This window comes from Micromonospora acroterricola (genome assembly GCF_003172955.1).
In the GTDB taxonomy this organism is placed as follows: Bacteria; Actinomycetota; Actinomycetes; order Mycobacteriales; family Micromonosporaceae; genus Micromonospora; species Micromonospora acroterricola.
Map to the genome: position 1 here is coordinate 1 of NZ_QGKR01000182.1, position 17,939 is coordinate 17,939.

Sequence of the window (17,939 nt, forward strand, 5' to 3'; positions counted from 1 at the left end):
AATACGGCATACGAGATTACTACGCGTCTCGTGGGCTCGGAGATGTGTATAAGGGACAGGGTGCGCGAGGCGCCGGCGGGATGGCCGGGATGGGCGCCGGCGCCGGCGCCGGCTACGGCGAGGAGGAAACTCCCCGCAACACGTGGCTGGAGGAGGACGAGGACGTGTGGGGCGCGGACGGCGGCGGCACCTCCGGCGTCCTGCGCTGAACGTGAGCACACCACGGCGCCGACGGGTCGACCCCGTCGGCGCCGTGGTGTACGACCACTGAGGCTGTGCCCGGCGGGACCAACCGGTGCCGCGCGGTGCCGCTCAGCCGGTGATCGGTGAGTCGGTGCGCCGGCCCGGCCGCCAGCCACGACGGCGACCCCGGATGAGGATCGGCCGGGCTGCGAGCAGCAACGCGGCGAGCAGCCCACCGACGGCGGCCGCCCAGACCGCGGCGGTGCGTTGCCAGCTCAGGGGGTCTTCCGACGCGGCGCGCGCGGGGAGGGCGCCGGCGGGCGGGTCGGTGCGGGTGCCCAGCAGGCTCGACACCGCACGGTACGGGTTGACCACGCCGTAGCCGACGTCCGCGTTGTGCCCGTCCGGAGGGTTGTCCGCCGTCCGTTCCAGCCGCTCGGCGACCTGCGCGGGGTCCAGGTTCGGGTAGGCGGCCCGGACCAGTGCGGCGACTCCCGAGACGTACGCGGCGGCGAAGCTCGTGCCGCCGGTCGGCTCGGCGCGGTAGCCGCTTCCGCCCGGGGCCGGGCCGACGATGTCCAGCCCCGGCGCGGCGACGTCGACGTAGGCCCCACTGACCGAGGTGCCGACGTGGCCGCCCTGCTCGTCCACGCCAGCGACCGCGATCACGCCCGGGTACGCGGCCGGGTAGCCGACCTTCTCCTGCTGCTGCTCCTGCCGGTTGCCGGCGGCGGCAACGAGCACGACCCGCTTCGCGAGCGCGTTCTTGACCGCCGCCTCCAGCTCGGGGCGGGGCAGGGTCACCAGGGACAGGTTGATGACGTCGGCACCGCTGTCCACCGCGTAGTTGATGGCCGCCGCGATCTGTCCGGGCAGCCCCTCGTCATTGGTGCCCTTCTCGTTGGGCAGCACCCGGATGGGCAGGATGCGGGCCGCCGGTGCGATGCCGGTGAACGGTACGCCCGTGCCCTCCTTGCCGGCGATGATGCCGGCCACCATCGTGCCGTGCCCGGCCAGGTCGCACTGGCCCTGGTTGGCCGGCAGCCCGTTGAAGTCGCGACCCTCGACCACCTGGCCCTTGAGCAGCGGGTGGATCGCGGACACCCCGGAGTCGATCACCGCCACGGTCACCCCGGCGCCCCGGGACAGCGGCCAGGCCGAGGCCGGGTCCAGCCGGCGCAGCGCCCACGGCATCTCGACCAGACCGTCCTCGCCAGCGGGGCCGCAGGTGGGCGCCGCCGCGACCGCCGGGGAGGGGACGACCACCAGGGCGGTGCCGAGCAGGATCGCCAGAGCTCCACTGAGGACGCCACGGACGGCGCGCCCGGCGCGGCGGGATGGCTCGGTCGCGCTCAACGGCAGGTATTCGCGCACCCGCAGAGATTACCGCTGCGTTCGGTCCGGCAGCTGTCCGGAGATGGCACGGTCAGGGGCGGCGCGTGGCCTCCGGGGCGCGCGTCTCGGCGAAGAGCGCGAGCAGATCGCCGACCTGGCGGTAGGCCTCGGCGGGGTGCCGGAACCGGCCGGCCGGGTTGAGGGTGTACTCGTTGCGCCGCCCGACGCGGGTGCGGTGCAGGTAGCCGCCGGCCTCCAGGTCGGCGACGATCGCCTGGGCGGCCCGCTCGGTCACGCCGACCTCGGCCGCCACGTCTCGCAGCCGTGCGGTGGGGTCGCGGGCGATGGACAGCAGGACATGCCCGTGGTTGGTGAGGAACGTCCAGTTCCGGCCGCCGGTGCCGCCGGCCGCTGTCGCCGTGCCCGCCATCGTGGGACCGCCTCTCCCGTTGTCGACCCCGCCCTCGGAGCGTCGCCCGATGACCGGCCCGGGGCAACGTATGAAATCTATATCACGCATATCTTGACGCATCTTGTGGTGCGTGTGACCGTGGAGCCCGAGCCAGCGCCCGTCGCCGGCCCCGGTGAAGAGCCGGTTGAGCAGGCCAAACGCGTGGAGACGAGGTGCGGGGATGAGCAGTCCCGGTACGCCCGGCGGGCAGCCGGGTCCGCAGCGGACCACCGACCGGGTCCCGGTGCCCGTCGAGCCCGCCCAGGCATACGCCGAACTGGCCGCCGGCAACCGCCGCTTCGTCAGCGGCGCCCCGCGCCACCCCAACCAGGACGCCGGGCACCGCGCCGCGGTGGCCGACGGGCAGCACCCGTTCGCGGTGATCGTCGGCTGCTCGGACTCCCGGTTGGCCGCCGAGATCATCTTCGATCGGGGGCTTGGCGACCTCTTCGTGGTCCGCACCGCCGGCCACACCGCCGGCCCCGAGGTGCTGGGCAGCGTGGAGTACGCGGTGACCGTGCTCGGCACCCCGCTGGTGGTGGTGCTCGGTCACGACTCGTGCGGCGCGGTGCAGGCGGCCCGGGAGGTGGTCACCACCGGCGCCCCGCCCGTGGGGCACCTGGGCGCCGTCGTCGACGCCGTGCTGCCGAGCCTGCGTCGTGCCGAGGCCGAGGGGGTCGACGACATCGACGGCATCGTGGACATCCACATCGCACAGACCGTCGAGACGCTGCTCGGGCAGTCACCCGTGCTGGCCGCCGCGGTGGCGCAGGGGCGGTGCGCGGTGGTGGGGGTGTCCTACCGGCTCGCCGCCGGAGTGGTGCGCCCGGTGACCGCCGTGCCGACCGGCGCCGCGACGCTCGACGTGCCGACCGGTCCCGGCGCGCCCGCACCCGCCGCCGCCTGACGCGACGAGGGCCGCCCCGCGTGACGCGGAACGGCCCTCGGACGGTGAGCGTGCGGGTCAGAGCAGCGACATGTGGACGTGGTCGGTGTGGTTCGACGGCCCGCTGTACGACTTCCAGCCGGTCGCCGGGAACCAGATCTGCCGGTTCCAGATCACGTAGTAGATGCCGAGCCGGTCGGCGTTGCGGATGAGGAATGCGGCGACGTTGTTGCCGTACGTCCGGGTGTCCTCGTTGTGCCACGGGCTGAACCCGCTCTTCTGCAGCGACCAGTCGCAGGCGCGGCCCTTCGGGTGCTCCCACGGCCCGCCCGGGCGGTAGCAGCCGACGAACCGGGTGAAGCCGGCCCGCCTAACCTCCTTGTAGGCGTGCAGCGTGCGCGGGGTGATGCAACCCGAGGTGGTCGGGTCGTCCGCGCTGCACGACTCGGACTTCCAGTCGCCGTCGGCGGTCCGCCCCGGGGCGAGCCGGGCGACCGGCGAGGTGGCCGACACCAGCCCGCCGGTGAAGCCCTTTCCACCGACGAGAGCGAGCGCCTTGTCCGCGTCGCGCTTCTCCTTCGCCATCAGGGCGGCCTGCTTCTGCTGCTCCCGGACCTCCGCGTCGAGGGCCAGCTTGGCCTGCTCGGCGCGGGCCTTCACGGCGTTGACCTCGGCGAGCTTCTTCTCGTTGACCATGTTCATCTCGTCGAGCGCCGCGGCCCGCCGGACGAACGAGTCGGGGGCGCCGCTCTCCAGCAGCATCGCCATCGGGCCGATCCGGCCGGTGCGGTACGACTGGGCGGCGATCTGCCCGACCTGGGGGGCCAGTGCGTCCAGGTCGGCCTTGGCGCGGTCGACCTCCAGCGCCAGCTCCAGCTGCTTCTTCTTGGACTTGTCCAACTTGGACTTGGCCGCCGAGTATTTGCGGTTGGTCTGCTCGATGACGTCGTTGAGGAGCTGGGGCTCGCCGTCCTCCTCGTGCCCGGACGGTGTGGGGTTGGCTGGGGCGGCCTGCGCCGGGAGGGGCCCGGCGAGCACGGTCAGTGCGGCGATCACGGCCACCACGGGTGTCAACCAGCGGCGTAGGGGTGCCGTCACGATGTTCCCTTCCGTCGACCGCCGACCGGGTTAGCTGACGGGTTCGGGGCGGAAGTGGCCCCTACCGCTGACGCGGATTCACCCCACGAACCTGGGTTCCCGGCTCGCCGGTTGGCGATTGGGCGGTGGCACCGCAGGCGCCGCTTCGCGCCTTCGTCGGTGACCGGCAGCGAGGTTACCCGAGAGCCCACCGGCAGAGCTACGTCCAGATGCCGACTAAAAGCGTCATTTCGCCATGGCGTTGAGTGACCAGTGACGCGGTTCTCAGGGCGGGGGCCCCACCTGGTCACGCTGAGGAGTGTCACCATGCCGTATCCGTGCTCCTGTCCGGCTCCGGCCACCGGTCGGTGGCGGTGGATGGGGGTGTGGCGCGCGCCGGGTCGGGCGACGTGCTGTCGGGTCGACCCGTGCGTGGGGAGATCAGTGCGGCCAGTGCCTCCGCCCGGTCCGGCTGCGGTCGTGGGCCGGACGCGTCGGACGTGGACCCCCCGCCCTGACGGCCGGCCGCGGTCACCAGCGCGGCCAGCCCGGTGGTCAGGGGGACGGCGGCGATCAGCCCGAGCGTGGCGACCGCGCTGCGGACGATCTCCTGAGCGAGGAACTCGCTGGTCAGGATCTGCCCGATCGGCCGCGAGTCGGCGGTGAGCAGGAGCAGCAGCGGCAGGGAGGCGCCCGCGTACGCCAGCACGATCGTGTTGACGGTGGAGGCGATGTGCGCCCGGCCGACCCGGGTCGCCGCCCGGTAGAGCTGCAACCGGGTCAGCCCGGGGTTGGCGTTGGCCAGCTCGGTGACGGTGGCCGCCTGGGTGACGGTCACGTCGTCGAGCACCCCGAGCGAGCCGATGATGATCCCGGCGAGCAACAGGCCGTGCAGGTCCACGTTGGCCTGGAACATCGACAGCGTGGTGGCGTCCTCGCTGCCGAACCCGGTGAGGTGGGTGGCGGCGGTGGCGATGGTGGCGAGCACGCCGGTGAGCACCAGGCTGCCCAGTGTGCCGAGCACCGCGACCGAGGTCTGCGCGGTGACCCCGTGCGTCAGGTAGAGCACCACGAACATGATCAGGGCGGCGCCGACCACCGCCACCAGCAGCGGTGAGCGACCGGCGGCGATCCCCGGCAGCACGAACGTGAGCAGGATGGCGAAGCTGGCGGCCAGCCCGGCCAGCGCGGCCAGGCCCCGCCACCGGCCGAACGCGACGATCGCGGCGGCGAAGACCACCGCCAGCCACAGCAGCGGGGTGCCGCGCTGGTGCTCGGCGATGTTCCAGCTGCTGGCGGCCGGATCGGTCGGATCGGTCAGCTCGACCAGGATGACCTCGTCGTCGACCTCCACCCGGGGGGCGCCGGGGCCGGCCGGCACCGGCGTCTGGACCTGCTGGCCGGAGGCCGGCCCGTCGTGCACCCGGACGTCCACCGTGCCGCACGGCCCGTCCGCGGCGCCCGGCGTGCCCTCCGGGCTCTGCGTGGGTGGGCAGGGTTCGGTCACCACCCGGGTCACCGTGCCGTGGTAGCGCGCCAGGTTCGCGCCGCCGTCGGTCTGCGGCGAGCCGTCGCGCGGCCAGAGCACCAGAGCGGCCACGACGGTGGCGACGAAGAGCGGCACCACCGTCGCGACGAGGATCCGTCGCACCCGGGGCGGGGCGGACGGAGCGGAGCGGGTGTGGTCGGAACCCAATGCGAGAACTCCCAACGATCCGATGCGGGATACGTGCCGGCGGGCCGGTCGGTTCAGCGCCGTCGCGGGAATGCGGCGACGGGCGCGCCAGATCGCTGGATCGCGACTGCGCGATCGCAGACGGTGAGTGATCGGCCGATTCGGCCGGAGGCGACGCCACACCGTGGCGGCGCCGGTGCCGGACTGGGCAGCGGGATCCGGAGGGCCATCGTCGGAATGCTAACGACCCCGACTGGGGGATGCAGGTCGTGCCGGAGTGTCGGGTGGTCGAACGACCCGCGTGGCGGTCTCCGGACCGGCATGTTGGAGTCATGTCCGCTCCGTCACCGCCCGGCCCCGACCGCCCTGCCGGGGACCAGCGCCACGCCGGGCCCGCCGACCACCAGCGGCAGCCCGGCGACCGCCCGGACCCGGACGCCGGGCACGCCGGGCACGACAGGCACGACAGGCACGCCCGGCACGACAAGCACGCCGGGCACCACCCGGCGATGTTCCGCCGCCGGTTCTGGGTCTGCCTGGTGCTCACCGTGCCGGTGGTGCTGACCAGCCACCTGGTGTGGGACCGGCTCGGCCTCCGGCTGGACGCCCCGGGACGGTCCTGGGTCGGGCCGGTGCTCGGCTCGGTGGTGTTCTGGTGGGGCGGCTGGCCGTTCCTGGTCGGCGCGGTCCGGGAGGTCCGCGACCGTGCACCGGGCATGATGCTGCTGGTCGCGATGGCCATCACCGTCGCGTACACCGCGTCGCTGGCAACCAGCGTGGGCGCCTTCGACCTGGACTTCTGGTGGGAGCTGGCCGCGCTGGTCACCATCATGCTGCTCGGGCACTGGCAGGAGATGAAGGCCATCGGGCAGGCCAGGGGCGCGCTGGCGGCGCTGGCGGCGTTGCTGCCCGACGAGGCCGAGCGGGTGACGAGCGACGGGCGGGTCGAGCCGGTGCCGGTGACCGGGCTGCGGCTCGGCGACGTGGTGCTGGTGCGGCCGGGTGGCCGCGTTCCGGCGGACGGCCGGATCGTCGATGGCGACGCCGCGCTGGACGAATCCATGATCACCGGCGAGTCGCGACCGGTCGCCCGCTCGGCGGGGGAACCGGTGGTCGCCGGCACCGTCGCCACCGACTCGGCGATCCGGGTCCGCGTCGAGGCGCTGGGCGAGCAGACCGCGCTCGCCGGCATCCAGCGGATGGTCGCCCAGGCGCAGCGCACCGGAGGGCGGGCCCAGCTGCTGGCCGACCGGTTCGCCGCCGCGCTGTTCTACCTGGCCACCGGCACCGCCGTGCTGACCGTGCTGGTCTGGACCGCGCTCGGCCGGCCCGACGAGGCGGTGGTCCGCGCGGTCACCGTCCTGGTGATCGCCTGCCCGCACGCGCTTGGTCTGGCCATCCCGCTGGTCGTCGCGCTCTCCACCGCGCTGGCCGCGCGGTCGGGAATCCTGGTGAAGGACCGGTTGGCGCTGGAGCGGATGCGGACCGTCGACGCGGTGCTCTTTGACAAAACCGGCACCCTGACCCGGGGCGAGCACGCGGTCACGGACCTGGTGACCGCACCCGGCGTACAACGGGACGAGGTGCTGCGGCTCGCCGCCGGCGTGGAGTCCGACAGTGAGCATCCGCTGGCCCGGGCGATCGTGGCGGCGGCCGGGAACGCCGGGCCGGCACCGGCCGGCGGGTTCCGGTCGCTGCCGGGCCGCGGGGCGCAGGCCACCATCGACGGTACGGAGTACGCGGTGGGCGGGCCGGCGCTGCTGCGGGAGCTGGGGCTGTCGCCCCCGGCCGAGCTGGACGCGGCGATCGAGAAGTGGTCGGCGCGGGGCGCCGCGGTGCTGTTCCTGGTGCGGCCGCCGGACGGCGTGCTCGGCGCGTTCGCGCTGAGCGACGAGGTGCGACCGGAGGCCCGGAGGGCCGTCGTCGAGTTGCGCGCCGAGGGCGTCCGGACGATCGCCATGATCACCGGTGACGCCCGGCCGGTGGCCGAGGCCGTCGCCGCGGAACTCGGCTTCCGGCCCGGCGTCGACGAGGTCTTCGCCGAGGTGCTGCCGGCGGACAAGGACGGCCGGGTGGCGGAGCTCCAGCGGCGGGGGCTGACCGTGGCGATGGTTGGCGACGGCGTGAACGACGCGCCGGCGTTGGCACGCGCCGACGTCGGCATCGCGATCGGTGCGGGCACCGACGTGGCGATCGAGTCGGCCGGGGTGGTGCTGGCCTCGTCGGACCCGCGCGGGGTTGGTGCCGTGGTCCGGCTCTCCCGGGCGTCGTACCGGAAGATGCGGCAGAACCTGGCCTGGGCGGCGGGCTACAACGTGGTGGCGCTGCCGCTGGCGGCCGGCGTGCTGGCCTGGGCCGGGGTGGCGTTGAGCCCGGCGCTGGCCGCTGTGCTGATGTCCGCGTCCACCATCGTGGTGGCGCTCAACGCCCAGTTGCTGCGCCGGGTGCGCCTCGACCCAGAGCCCGACTGACGGGCCGACGATCGTGCTCAGCCGCGCTTCATGAGCCGCCCGACCGCCGCCATCATCTCGGTGGCCATCTCGTCGGCCCGGCCCTCGGCCGCGCCCTCGTGCATGCAGTGCCGGGCGTGCCCGTCGAGCAGCCCGAGCGCCACCTTGTCCAGCGCGGCCTGGATCGCCGAGATCTGGGTGAGCACGTCGATGCAGTAGCGGTCGTCGTCGACCATCTTCTCGATGCCCCGGACCTGCCCTTCCACGCGGCGAAGCCGCGCGAGCAGCTGGTCCTTGCTGGCGGTGTATCCGCGGATCGGAGTGGGTGCGGTCATGCCGACCAGGATAGCGTACCCCTAGGGGGTATGGTACTGTCCCCTTCTGTCGGGATACCCCCACCGGGTACCGGTAGAAGACAAGGGCAGAGGTCCGCCTTCGAACTACCCCTGGGGGGTATACGCTCGGAGGCGGCGGAGGGAGACGGTCTGATGATCAACACGACGTACCAGGTGCAGGGCATGACCTGTGGGCACTGCGTCAGCTCGGTCAGCGCCGAGGTGGGCGCCATCGCCGGCGTGCGCGACGTCCAGGTCGACCTCGCCACCGGCCAGGTCACCGTCAGCAGCGACCAGCCGCTGGCCGTGGAGGTCGTCCGGGCCGCCGTCGACGAGGCCGGCTACGACCTCGTCGATGCCGGATCGGAGGGATCGGTGTGAACACGGTGACCAGGCTCGGCGGCTTCGCACTCGGTCTCGTGGCGGTCTTCGGCGCGGCGTACGGGGTCGGTCAGGTGGCCGACCCCGCCGCCCCGGCGGCCGAGAGCGGGCACGACGGCGGCGCCGCCCACGAGTCGAGCCCGACCGGCGACGGGGAGCACGACGAGGCGGTCGACCGGCTCCCCGGCGGTCTGCTCGTCTCCGACCGCGGCTACACCCTCGAACCGGTCGCGGCACCCGCCGGTGAGTTCGCCTTCCGGATCGGCGGCCCGGACGGGCAACCGGTGACCCGGTACGACGTGGCGCACGACAAGCGGATGCACCTCATCGTCGCCCGGCGCGACCTCTCCGGGTTCCGCCACGTGCACCCCGACCTGTCCCCGGACGGCACCTGGCGGGTCGCCACCCCGCTGGCCGGCCCCGGGCAGTGGCGGGCGTTCGCCGACTTCGCCCCGACCGGGGGAGAGCCGCTGACCCTCGGTGTGGACGTGACCGTCCCCGGCCCGCTGACCGAGCGGCCGCTGCCCGCACCGGCGACCAGCACGACCGTCGACGGCTACACGGTCACCCTGACCGGCGAAGTGCAGCCCGGCGGCACCTCACCGCTCACCCTGACCGTCAGCCGGGACGGGCAGCCGGTCACCGACCTGGAGCCCTACCTGGGCGCGTACGGCCATCTCGTGGCGCTGCGCCGGGGCGACCTGGCGTACCTGCACGTGCACCCGGAGGGCACACCCGGCGACGGGCGCACCCCACCCGGTCCGGCCGTCACCTTCCTCGCCGAGGTGCCCTCGGCCGGCAGCTACCGGCTCTACCTCGACTTCCGGCACGGCGGCGCCGTGCACACCGCAGAGTTCACCGTCGTCGCCGGCGCGCCGCCGGCCGGAGCACCGGAGACCGACGACCCCACCCCGAGCGGACCCGCACCGACCGGGGGCGCCGACCACGGCACCCCCGGGCACGGGCACAACTGACGGGACCAGATGATGACCACCACCAGCAGAGCCCTGCCCGAGGCGCCGAACCGGATCGAGTTGGCGATCAGCGGAATGACCTGCGCCGCCTGTGCCGCCCGGATCGAGAAGAAGCTGAACCGGATGGACGGGGTCAGCGCGACCGTCAACTACGCCACCGAGAAGGCCACCGTCCGGTACGTCGACGGCGTCACGCCGGACGACCTGATCGACACGGTGCAGAAGACCGGCTACACGGCCGCTCTGCCGTCCCCGCCGGCCACCACCGAGGAGCCGGTGGACCCGCTGCGCGGCCCGCGTACCCGGCTCTGGGTGTCGGTGGCGCTCAGCGTGCCGGTGATCCTGCTGGCCATGGTGCCGGCCTGGCAGTTCGACTACTGGCAGTGGCTGTCGTTGACCCTGGCCGCCCCGGTGGTGATCTGGGGCGGGCTGCCGTTCCACCGGGCCGCCTGGACCAACCTGCGGCACGGCGCGGCGACCATGGACACCCTGGTCTCGCTCGGCACCCTCGCCGCGTTCGGGTGGTCACTCTGGGCGCTCTTCCTCGGCGACGCCGGGATGCCGGGGATGACGCACCCGTTCCGTTTCGACATCACCCGCAGTGACGGTGCCGGCAACATCTACCTGGAGGCGGCCGCCGGGGTGACGGTCTTCATCCTCGCCGGCCGCTACTTCGAGGCCCGCTCCAAGCGGACCGCCGGCGCGGCCCTGCGCGCCCTGCTGGAACTGGGCGCCAAGGAGGTGGCGGTGCTCCGCGACGGGGTGGAGACCCGGATCCCGGTGGACCGGCTCACCGTCGGCGACCGGTTCGTGGTCCGTCCCGGCGAGAAGATCGCGACCGACGGCGTCGTGGACGAGGGCACCTCGGCCGTCGACGCGAGCATGCTCACCGGCGAGTCGGTGCCCGTCGAGGTCGGTCCGGGCGACGGCGTCGTCGGCGCCACGATCAACGCGGGCGGCCGGCTCGTCGTCACCGCCACCCGGGTCGGCGGGGACACCCAGCTCGCCCGGATGGCCGACCTGGTCGAGCAGGCGCAGAGCGGCAAGGCGGCCGTGCAGCGGCTGGCGGACCGGATCTCCGGCGTGTTCGTGCCGATCGTCATCACGCTCGCGGTGGGCACCCTCGGCTGGTGGCTCGGCAGCGGTGCAGGACCGACGGCCGCGTTCACCGCCGCGGTCGCCGTGCTGATCATCGCCTGCCCCTGCGCGCTCGGTCTGGCCACGCCGACCGCGCTCCTGGTCGGCACGGGCCGGGGCGCCCAGCTCGGCGTGCTGATCAAGGGGCCGGAGGTGCTGGAGTCGACCCGGCGGGTGGACACCGTGGTGCTGGACAAGACCGGCACCGTGACGACCGGCCGGATGACCCTGGTGGACGTGGTGCCGGCCGCCGGTGCGGACCGCGCGGAGCTGCTCCGGCTCGCCGGGGCGGTCGAGGCCGCCTCCGAGCACCCGATCGCCCGGGCGGTCGCCGCCGGCGCCGCCGAGGCCGGGTCCCTGCCCGCGGTGACCGGCTTCGTCAACGTCGAGGGGCTGGGCGTCACCGCCACGGTCGACGGGCGGGCCGTGCTGGTCGGTCGGCTCCGGCTGCTGCGCGAGCGCGGGCTCGACGTACCCCCGGAGGTCCAGCAGGCGGTCACCGACGCGGAGGCTGCCGGCCGGACGGCGATCGTCGCCGGCTGGGAGGGGCGGGCCCGGGGTGTGCTCGCGGTCGCCGACGTGGTCCGGCCGACCAGCCGGGCGGCGGTGGCCCGGCTGCGCGCCCTGGGGCTCACCCCGGTCCTGCTGACCGGGGACAACGCCACCGTGGCCAGGGCCGTCGCGGCCGAGGTGGGCGTGGACGAGGTGATCTCCGAGGTGCTGCCGGCGGGCAAGGTCGAGGTGGTCAAGCGGCTCCAGGCCGAGGGGCGGTCGGTCGCGATGGTCGGTGACGGGGTCAACGACGCACCGGCACTGGCGCAGGCCGACCTGGGCCTGGCCATGGGCACCGGCACCGACGTGGCGATCGAGGCGTCCGACCTCACCCTGGTCCGGGGTGACCTGGACGCGGCCGTGGACGCCATCCGGCTGTCCCGGCGCACGTTGGGCATCATCCGGGGCAACCTGTTCTGGGCCTTCGGGTACAACGTGGCGGCCCTGCCGCTGGCCGCCGCCGGCCTGCTCAACCCGATGATCGCCGGTGCCACGATGGCCCTCTCGTCGGTCTTCGTGGTGGCGAACAGTCTGCGCCTGCGGCGGTTCCGCTCGGCCGTCTGACGTTCCGTACCCGGCCGGCATGGTGACCCTCGGTGAGAGGGGCCGTGACGAGATGGTTGGAGGGCCGACTGTGGGGGTACTGCTGAGGACGTAGCGACGCTCGCAATGGAGGTTGGCACATGGGTATCGACGACAAGCTCAACAACGCCACCGAGGACGCGACCGGCAAGCTGAAGGAAGGCGCCGGTCGGGCCACCGACAACGAGCAGCTCGAGGCTGAGGGCCGCAACGACCAGGCCGGGGCCAAGCTCAAGCAGGCGGGCGAGAAGATCAAGGACGCCTTCAAGAGCTGACGTACGACGCACTCCGCACGCCGGGCCGGTGATCTCACCGGCCCGGCGTGCTGTCTGTCCGGCCCTCCGGAGACCCTGAGATCCCCCTGATTCCGCTCCCGATCCGGTCGCCGCGCACCGGAACCTGCTAACTTCTCTTGGCATGTGCAAGGGCTGCTTATGAGTGCCGCTCCGCCGCCGACCGGCGACGACCTGGTCCGGGTGCTGGCCACCCTGGCCAACCCGCACCGGCTGCGGGTCGTCGCCGCTCTGGCCCGGGAGCGCGCCTACGTGAGCCGGCTGGCCCGGCAACTGGGCATCAGCCGGGCGCTGTTGCAGGTCCACCTACGGAAGCTGGCGGCGGCCGGGCTGGTCACCGCCCGCCTGGAGTTGTCGGAGGACGGGAAGGCCATGAACTACTACGAGGTGGAGCCGTTCGTGCTCACACTCACCCCCGAGATCATCGCGGCGGCGGTCGAGACGCTGACCGTGCCCGAGTCGGCCGAGCAGCCCGGAGCGGAGCGATGACCGGGATGAGCGACCACGACTGGACCGAGGTGGTCGGTGCGATCGGCATCTTCGCCCTGCTGATCACCGTGTTCGCGGTGACCGTCGTCCAGATCGCCAAGACCCGGCGGGCCCGGTACGACGGGGCCCGCTCGGACGACTACCGCCGGCTGGCGGAGACGGCCGCCCGCGCCCAGGAGGAGAACGCCCGCCTGCTGGCCTCGCTCGACGGCCGGCTGGGCGGAATGGAGACCCGGATGGGCGCGCTGGAACGCGTCCTGCGCGAGGTCGACTGAACCCGGTGGACGAAAGGCCCGGGCCGTCGAGCGGCTACTCGACGGCCCGGTGAAAGCAGCACCACCTCGCCCGATGGGCGAGTTTCTCCCGTGACGCTCCTTCGAGGAGAGGACAGCACTCCATGCTGCGCGTACGCAAATCGGCCGTCGGTTGGGCGGTCGCCCTGGCCCTCACGGCCACCGGCCTGGCCCCGGTCAGCCCGGCCGCCGCTCGACCACAACCAGGCCCCGCCATCGACTGGCGGCCCTGCCCCAGGGACGCCACCGCCGAGTGCGGCACGCTGTCCCTGCCGGTGGACTGGCGCCGCCCCGGGGGCGAGCGGTTCGACCTGGCGTTGGCCCGTCGGACGGCCACCGACCCGTCCGCCCGGACCGGTGTGCTGGTGTTCGGCCCCGGCGGGCCGGGCGACAGCGGGGTCGACCGGGTGGTGACCGGCAGCTCCCGGTTCAGCGCCGAGCTGCGCCGCCGCTTCGACATCGTCAGCTTCGACCCGCGCGGCACCGGGCGCAGCCACCCGGTGGTCTGCTCGACCGACCTGCTCGCCCGGCAACCGCAACTGCTGGCCGACCAGGCTCAGTTCGACGCCACGCTGGCCGGCAACGCGTTGCTGCGGGCCGACTGTCGGGCCCGCACCGGGCCGCTCTACGACCACGTGGACACCACCAGCGCGGCCCGCGACCTCGACGCGGTCCGCGCCGCGCTCGGCGAGCGGCAGCTGACCTTCCACGGCAGCTCGTACGGCACGCTGCTCGGGCAGCGGTACGCGGAGCTGTTCCCGCACCGGGTCCGGGCCATGGTGCTGGAGGCCGCGATGGATCACAGCCTCGGCATCCGCGCCTTCCTCGACACCCAGGCCGTCACCGCGGAAGGCGCGTTCGACGAATTCGTCGACTGGTGCGCGCGGTCCACCGGCTGCGTGCTCAAGGGGCGGGACATCCGGGAGCTCTGGGCCGAGCTGCACGGCCGGGCCGCGGGCGGGACGCTGACCGACCCGGACCGGCCCGCGGTGGCGCTCACCCCGTTCGAGCTGAGCCGGCTCGCCCACAAGAAGCTCTACGAGACGCACTGGTGGCCGGAGCTGGCCGGGTGGATCGCCAGAATGGACCCCGCCACCACGCCCAAAACGGCATCGTCGGCCGACGACAGGTCGACGGGCGACGCCGTCGCGCCGTACCCGTTCGCGGTCTTCTGCCAGGACTGGAGCCTGCCCGTCCGCGACTACCGCGAGTACGCCGGGCACCTGCGCCGGATGGCGCGGCTCGCGCCCGACCTGCGCTACCCGCCGGCGGTGTTCGCTCCCGTGACCTGCCTGGGCACGCCGGCGCCGGTCGCCAACCCGCAGCATCGGCTGCGGGTCCGCACCGATGTGCCGCTGCTGCTCGCCGCCACCGTGCACGACCCGGCCAGCGGGTACAACTGGGCCACCAACGTGGCCCGGCAGTTGGGCGGGCACGGCGTGCTGCTCACCTACCAGGGCTGGGGGCACGGCAGCTACACCACCAGCCCGTGCGTGGGCGGCGCTGTCGACCGCTACCTGACCAGCCTGGTGGTGCCCCGCCCGGGCGCCAGCTGCCCGGCCATCGAACCGCCGTCGTGACCGACCCGCCGGTCTGACCGGGCCGGCCGGCAACCCGGGCCGGTCGACCCTCCGGTCGCCGTGCGGCAGGATCCGCGCGGCGACCGGAGCCGGCGCCCCGCTCGCCGCCGGTCAGCGCTCACCGTTCCCATGCCAGGTCGACTCCGACCCCCGCTGGAACTCATCGCTGCGCGGCCAGTCGCGCGGCCCGCAGCTCCAGGTAACGCTGCTCGGGCAGACTGGTGGTGCCCCGGGCCGCCGCCAGGTACGCGTCCCGCGCCGCGCCGATCTCCCCGGCCAGCTCCAGCAGGTGGGCCCGGACGGCGGCGAGCCGGTGGTGCCCGGCGGTGCGCTCGTCGGTGTCCAGCGGCGCGAGCAGGGCGAGGCCGGCCCGCGGACCGTCCACCATGGCCACCGCCACCGCCTGGTTGAGGGTGACCATCGGGTTCGGCGCGATCCGGGCGAGCAGCCGGTAGAGCGCGGCGATCTGCGGCCAGTCCGTCGCCGCCGCCGTCGGCGCCTCGGCGTGCACCGCGGCGATCGCCGCCTGGAGCTGGTACGGGCCCGGCGGCGACCAGGTCAGCGCCTCGGTGATCAGCGCGATCCCGGCCGCGATGTCCGTCCGGTCCCACCGGGTCCGGTCCTGCTCGGCCAGCGGCACCAGCTCCCCGTCCGGCCCCACCCGGGCCGCCCGGTGCGCGTCGGTGAGCAGCATCAACGCCAGCAGCCCCGCCACCTCGCCGTCGCCCGGCAGCAGCCCGTGCAGGACACGGGCCAGCCGGATCGCCTCCCCGGTCAGCTCGACCCGGTGCAGGTCCGGCCCGCTGGACGCCGTGTACCCCTCGTTGAAGATCAGGTAGAGCACCCGGAGGACCGTTCGCAGGCGCTCCTCCCGCTCGCCCGGCGCGGGCATGCCGAACCGGGCGCCGGCCGCCTCGATCCGCTGCTTGGCCCGACGGATCCGTTGGCTCATCGTCGCCTCGGGCACCAGGTGCGCCCGGGCGATCTGCGCGGTGTTGAGCCCGCCGACGGCGCGCAGCGTGAGCGCCACCTGCGCCGAGGGCGCCAGCGCAGGGTGGCAGCAGAGGAAGAGCAGCGTCAGGGTGTCGTCGGCGTCCGTCACCGTGGGCTCCGCGTCGGCCGCCGGCGCCACCCCGGCGTACGCCGGCTCGCGCAGCGCCACGGCCACCTCGCGGTCCCGGCGGGCGCGCTCGCTGCGCCACTCGTCGGTGAGTCGGCGGGTGGCCACGGTCAGCAGCCAGGCGCGGGGATTGTCCGGCACGCCCTGCCCGGGCCACTGCGTCGCGGCGGCGAGCAACGCCTCCTGGACGGCGTCCTCACAGCGGTCGAACTGCCCGTGCCGGCGGACCAGCAGGCCGAGGACCTGCGGCGCGAGGGTGCGCAGCAGGTCCTCGACCGCCCGGTCGTCGGTCACATCTCCGTCCCGGCCTCATCCATGATCGGGCGGACCTCCAGTGCGCCGCCGAAACGCACGTCCGGCCAGCGGGCGGCGATCTCGGCGGCCCGTTGCGGCCTGTCGCAGTCGACGGTCAGGTAGCCGGCGAACTGCTCCTTGCTCTCCATGAACGGCCCGTCGACGACCTCCGGATGGCCGCCGGCGAGCCGGACCGTCCGCGTCTGCGACGGGTCGGCGAGCGCCTGGCCGCCGACCAGCTCCCCGGACTCGGTCAGCTCCTTCATGATCTCGTCGACCTCGCCGAACAGGGCGGTGCGCTCCCGCTCGGTCAGTTCCTCGGTGAAGCCGGGCCGGTTCCAGATCAGCAGCATGTACTTCACGGTGATGCTCCTCGGTTGCTGGTCGCACCCCGGCGGGGCGCGGCTCACCGGAGGGTCGGAGCCGTCACCCCGTTCCCTACCGCGTACCGAAGAAAATCGCAGAAATCTCCGGCGGTGGCGATCCCACGCCGAATCGATCAGCGCGGGTCGGGCCGTCCCCGTACCTGTCGGGGCGACCGCCCGCCGCCGACGTCCAGGGATGCCCGATCGGCGGCCGAGGTGCCCGACGACCAGCCCTCGGCGTCCCGGACGCTCAGCCGGTGACGGGTGACGCCGGGGAAGAGGGTGTCCAACCGTTCCCGGACCGCCTCGCCGCGCGCCGCGAGCACCGGGAGCAGCCGCTCCGGCCCGGCCGTCTCGGCCGCCGCCCGGTCGGCCGCCTCGGTGGTCGCGCGCAGCCGTTCGCCGATCCGCAGCGCGAACGCGTTGAGGAACGACTCGTCCCAGACGCGGGTCCGTCGCCCGGCCCCCGGCCGCCGCTCGGCACGCCCCCGCAGCATCGCGGCGGTGGCCTGGACCAGCAGCGAGGTGTAGAGCAGCTCCACCGCCACGAGGTCGGCCGGCCAGCCGAGCACGGTGGCGAAACCGAGGTCGTCGGACCAGACCGCCTCACAGCGGTTCGCCGCCGCGACCTCCTGCACCAGCAGAGCCTTCGCCCCCGCGTACGGGGCGTCGGTGCCGAGCCGCACCCCGCCGGGCAGGTCCCCGCGCTCCGACCCGGCGGCGAGCAGCGCCTCGTCGATGCTGTGCCGGGCGATCAACTCCTGCGCCTTGCCGGTCAACGCCTCCGCCTCGGCCGGGAAGGTGGTCGACTCCGCCTTGGCCAGCAGCGCCCGTACCCGGTCCAGCATTGGCGACCCGCTGCGTCCCGTACCGGCCGGTCGGGCGGTCGCCGCGCCGGTTGTGCCCGGTGGTGGGCGCAGCACCGCGATCGGCGGCAGGCTCTCCACCAGCGCGAGGATGTCCACGGCCGCGCGCAGCGCGTCGGCCCGGTCCAGCCCGACCCGCGCAGACCAGCCGGCCAGCACGCCCCGGTCGTCGTCCCACCGCACCTCGGCGGCCAGCTCGTGCAGCTGCTCGTCCCACCAGGCCGGGACCGGCTCTGCCTGTTCGCGCCGTTGGACGGCCATCGCGTCGCGAACCAACTGGGCCGAGCGGGCGTCGAGCCGCCGGCTGGTTATCCGGTCCACGTCGACCGGTTGCCAACCGCGCGGCCAGAGCCGACCCAGGCCGCGGACCAGGCGACGCAGCAGCGCCGCGTCCACCGCCGTGGTGCCGTCCGCCGCGCCGGTGCCGACCATCAGGTGGTCCAGCTGCCGTTCGGCCTGCCGTACGTCGGTGCCGCGCACCGCCGCGAGTGCGTTGGCGACGAGTTCGTCCGCGTCCGGCATGGGCACCTCCTTCTCGCGTTCCGCTGCCTTTTCGGGCTCCGCTGCCCCTTCAGGCTCCATGATCATGCCGTTGGTCGTGCCGGAGTCGTGAAACGGGGA

At 74.0% G+C, this 17,939-nt stretch carries 18 protein-coding genes and 1 riboswitch; of the genes, 10 read left to right on the forward strand and 8 right to left on the reverse strand.

The window, feature by feature from the left end:
- On the forward strand, positions 1-209 hold a 209-nt coding region (locus DKT68_RS31165; RefSeq protein ID WP_236646859.1), incomplete at its 5' end, for a hypothetical protein.
- Between the two features lie 103 nt (positions 210-312).
- On the opposite strand, the gene mycP is transcribed toward DKT68_RS31165, so the two are convergent.
- Both mycP and DKT68_RS12735 read right to left on the reverse strand, forming a co-directional pair.
- Complete coding sequence (mycP, locus tag DKT68_RS12730; protein ID WP_236646860.1) at positions 313-1,557, reverse strand: type VII secretion-associated serine protease mycosin; 1,245 nt, start codon at positions 1,555-1,557, stop codon at positions 313-315.
- 52 nt (positions 1,558-1,609) lie between these two features.
- Complete coding sequence (locus DKT68_RS12735) at positions 1,610-1,948, reverse strand: helix-turn-helix transcriptional regulator (RefSeq protein WP_109817626.1); 339 nt, start codon at positions 1,946-1,948, stop codon at positions 1,610-1,612.
- A gap of 202 nt (positions 1,949-2,150) precedes the next feature.
- Between DKT68_RS12735 and DKT68_RS12740 the strand changes: the two genes are divergently transcribed.
- Positions 2,151-2,876 (forward strand): carbonic anhydrase, encoded by a 726-nt coding sequence (locus DKT68_RS12740; RefSeq protein WP_109817627.1) that lies wholly within the window; start codon positions 2,151-2,153, stop codon positions 2,874-2,876.
- Between the two features lie 57 nt (positions 2,877-2,933).
- Here DKT68_RS12740 and DKT68_RS12745 read toward each other — a convergent pair whose 3' ends face one another.
- On the reverse strand, positions 2,934-3,953 hold the full coding sequence (locus tag DKT68_RS12745; RefSeq protein WP_109817628.1) for a coiled-coil domain-containing protein: 1,020 nt from the start codon (positions 3,951-3,953) through the stop codon (positions 2,934-2,936).
- Between the two features lie 4 nt (positions 3,954-3,957).
- Positions 3,958-4,088: riboswitch (cyclic di-AMP (ydaO/yuaA leader) on the reverse strand.
- A 166-nt stretch (positions 4,089-4,254) separates the two neighbouring features.
- Positions 4,255-5,628 (reverse strand): YibE/F family protein, encoded by a 1,374-nt coding sequence (locus tag DKT68_RS12750; RefSeq protein WP_109817629.1) that lies wholly within the window; start codon positions 5,626-5,628, stop codon positions 4,255-4,257.
- A 311-nt stretch (positions 5,629-5,939) separates the two neighbouring features.
- On the opposite strand from DKT68_RS12750, the gene DKT68_RS12755 reads away from it, so the two are divergent.
- Positions 5,940-8,078 (forward strand): heavy metal translocating P-type ATPase, encoded by a 2,139-nt coding sequence (locus DKT68_RS12755; protein WP_109817630.1) that lies wholly within the window; start codon positions 5,940-5,942, stop codon positions 8,076-8,078.
- A gap of 17 nt (positions 8,079-8,095) precedes the next feature.
- On the opposite strand, the gene DKT68_RS12760 is transcribed toward DKT68_RS12755, so the two are convergent.
- Complete coding sequence (locus DKT68_RS12760; RefSeq protein WP_030329541.1) at positions 8,096-8,392, reverse strand: metal-sensitive transcriptional regulator; 297 nt, start codon at positions 8,390-8,392, stop codon at positions 8,096-8,098.
- 153 nt (positions 8,393-8,545) lie between these two features.
- Between DKT68_RS12760 and DKT68_RS12765 the strand changes: the two genes are divergently transcribed.
- The 7 genes from DKT68_RS12765 (at position 8,546) to DKT68_RS12795 (ending at position 14,673) form a co-directional block, all read left to right on the forward strand.
- Positions 8,546-8,773: a heavy-metal-associated domain-containing protein gene (locus DKT68_RS12765; RefSeq protein ID WP_109817631.1), complete on the forward strand. Its 228-nt coding sequence runs from the start codon at positions 8,546-8,548 to the stop codon at positions 8,771-8,773.
- Positions 8,770-9,747, forward strand: a complete 978-nt coding sequence (locus tag DKT68_RS12770; RefSeq protein WP_109817632.1) for a hypothetical protein — start codon at positions 8,770-8,772, stop codon at positions 9,745-9,747. The genes DKT68_RS12765 and DKT68_RS12770 overlap by 4 nt, the downstream gene beginning before the upstream one ends.
- A 12-nt stretch (positions 9,748-9,759) precedes the next feature.
- Positions 9,760-12,000, forward strand: coding sequence for a heavy metal translocating P-type ATPase (locus DKT68_RS12775; RefSeq protein ID WP_109817691.1), 2,241 nt, complete (start codon positions 9,760-9,762; stop codon positions 11,998-12,000).
- 119 nt (positions 12,001-12,119) lie between these two features.
- Positions 12,120-12,293, forward strand: a complete 174-nt coding sequence (locus DKT68_RS12780; protein ID WP_109817633.1) for a CsbD family protein — start codon at positions 12,120-12,122, stop codon at positions 12,291-12,293.
- A 159-nt stretch (positions 12,294-12,452) separates the two neighbouring features.
- Positions 12,453-12,800 carry an ArsR/SmtB family transcription factor gene (locus DKT68_RS12785; RefSeq protein WP_074316342.1) on the forward strand — a complete coding sequence of 116 codons (348 nt, stop codon included), beginning with the start codon at positions 12,453-12,455 and terminating at the stop codon, positions 12,798-12,800.
- On the forward strand, positions 12,797-13,075 hold the full coding sequence (locus tag DKT68_RS12790) for a hypothetical protein (protein WP_201749006.1): 279 nt from the start codon (positions 12,797-12,799) through the stop codon (positions 13,073-13,075). Before DKT68_RS12785 ends, DKT68_RS12790 begins: the two co-directional genes overlap by 4 nt.
- A 122-nt stretch (positions 13,076-13,197) precedes the next feature.
- Positions 13,198-14,673, forward strand: coding sequence for an alpha/beta hydrolase (locus DKT68_RS12795; RefSeq protein ID WP_109817634.1), 1,476 nt, complete (start codon positions 13,198-13,200; stop codon positions 14,671-14,673).
- Between the two features lie 160 nt (positions 14,674-14,833).
- Here the strand turns inward: DKT68_RS12795 and DKT68_RS12800 are convergent, their stop codons facing one another.
- The 3 genes from DKT68_RS12800 to DKT68_RS12810 form a co-directional block, all read right to left on the reverse strand.
- Positions 14,834-16,087, reverse strand: a complete 1,254-nt coding sequence (locus DKT68_RS12800) for an RNA polymerase sigma factor (protein ID WP_109817635.1) — start codon at positions 16,085-16,087, stop codon at positions 14,834-14,836.
- Complete coding sequence (locus DKT68_RS12805) at positions 16,084-16,440, reverse strand: YciI family protein (RefSeq protein ID WP_236646865.1); 357 nt, start codon at positions 16,438-16,440, stop codon at positions 16,084-16,086. Before DKT68_RS12805 ends, DKT68_RS12800 begins: the two co-directional genes overlap by 4 nt.
- A 146-nt stretch (positions 16,441-16,586) precedes the next feature.
- Positions 16,587-17,840: a DUF2786 domain-containing protein gene (locus tag DKT68_RS12810; protein ID WP_109817637.1), complete on the reverse strand. Its 1,254-nt coding sequence runs from the start codon at positions 17,838-17,840 to the stop codon at positions 16,587-16,589.
- Positions 17,841-17,939 lie beyond the last annotated feature (99 nt).

Excerpts from the sequence above, each read along its gene's own strand:
- DKT68_RS12810 (WP_109817637.1), bottom strand. The coding sequence starts at position 17,840 with ATGCCGGACGCGGACGAACTCGTCGCCAACGCACTCGCGGCGGTGCGC.
- DKT68_RS12795 (WP_109817634.1), top strand. The coding sequence starts at position 13,198 with ATGCTGCGCGTACGCAAATCGGCCGTCGGTTGGGCGGTCGCCCTGGCC.
- DKT68_RS12780 (WP_109817633.1), top strand. The coding sequence starts at position 12,120 with ATGGGTATCGACGACAAGCTCAACAACGCCACCGAGGACGCGACCGGC.
- DKT68_RS12760 (WP_030329541.1), bottom strand. The coding sequence starts at position 8,392 with ATGACCGCACCCACTCCGATCCGCGGATACACCGCCAGCAAGGACCAG.
- DKT68_RS12755 (WP_109817630.1), top strand. The coding sequence starts at position 5,940 with ATGTCCGCTCCGTCACCGCCCGGCCCCGACCGCCCTGCCGGGGACCAG.
- DKT68_RS12765 (WP_109817631.1), top strand. The coding sequence starts at position 8,546 with ATGATCAACACGACGTACCAGGTGCAGGGCATGACCTGTGGGCACTGC.
- DKT68_RS12785 (WP_074316342.1), top strand. The coding sequence starts at position 12,453 with ATGAGTGCCGCTCCGCCGCCGACCGGCGACGACCTGGTCCGGGTGCTG.
- DKT68_RS12775 (WP_109817691.1), top strand. The coding sequence starts at position 9,760 with ATGACCACCACCAGCAGAGCCCTGCCCGAGGCGCCGAACCGGATCGAG.
- DKT68_RS12805 (WP_236646865.1), bottom strand. The coding sequence starts at position 16,440 with ATGCTGCTGATCTGGAACCGGCCCGGCTTCACCGAGGAACTGACCGAG.
- DKT68_RS12790 (WP_201749006.1), top strand. The coding sequence starts at position 12,797 with ATGACCGGGATGAGCGACCACGACTGGACCGAGGTGGTCGGTGCGATC.
- DKT68_RS12740 (WP_109817627.1), top strand. The coding sequence starts at position 2,151 with ATGAGCAGTCCCGGTACGCCCGGCGGGCAGCCGGGTCCGCAGCGGACC.
- DKT68_RS12735 (WP_109817626.1), bottom strand. The coding sequence starts at position 1,948 with ATGGCGGGCACGGCGACAGCGGCCGGCGGCACCGGCGGCCGGAACTGG.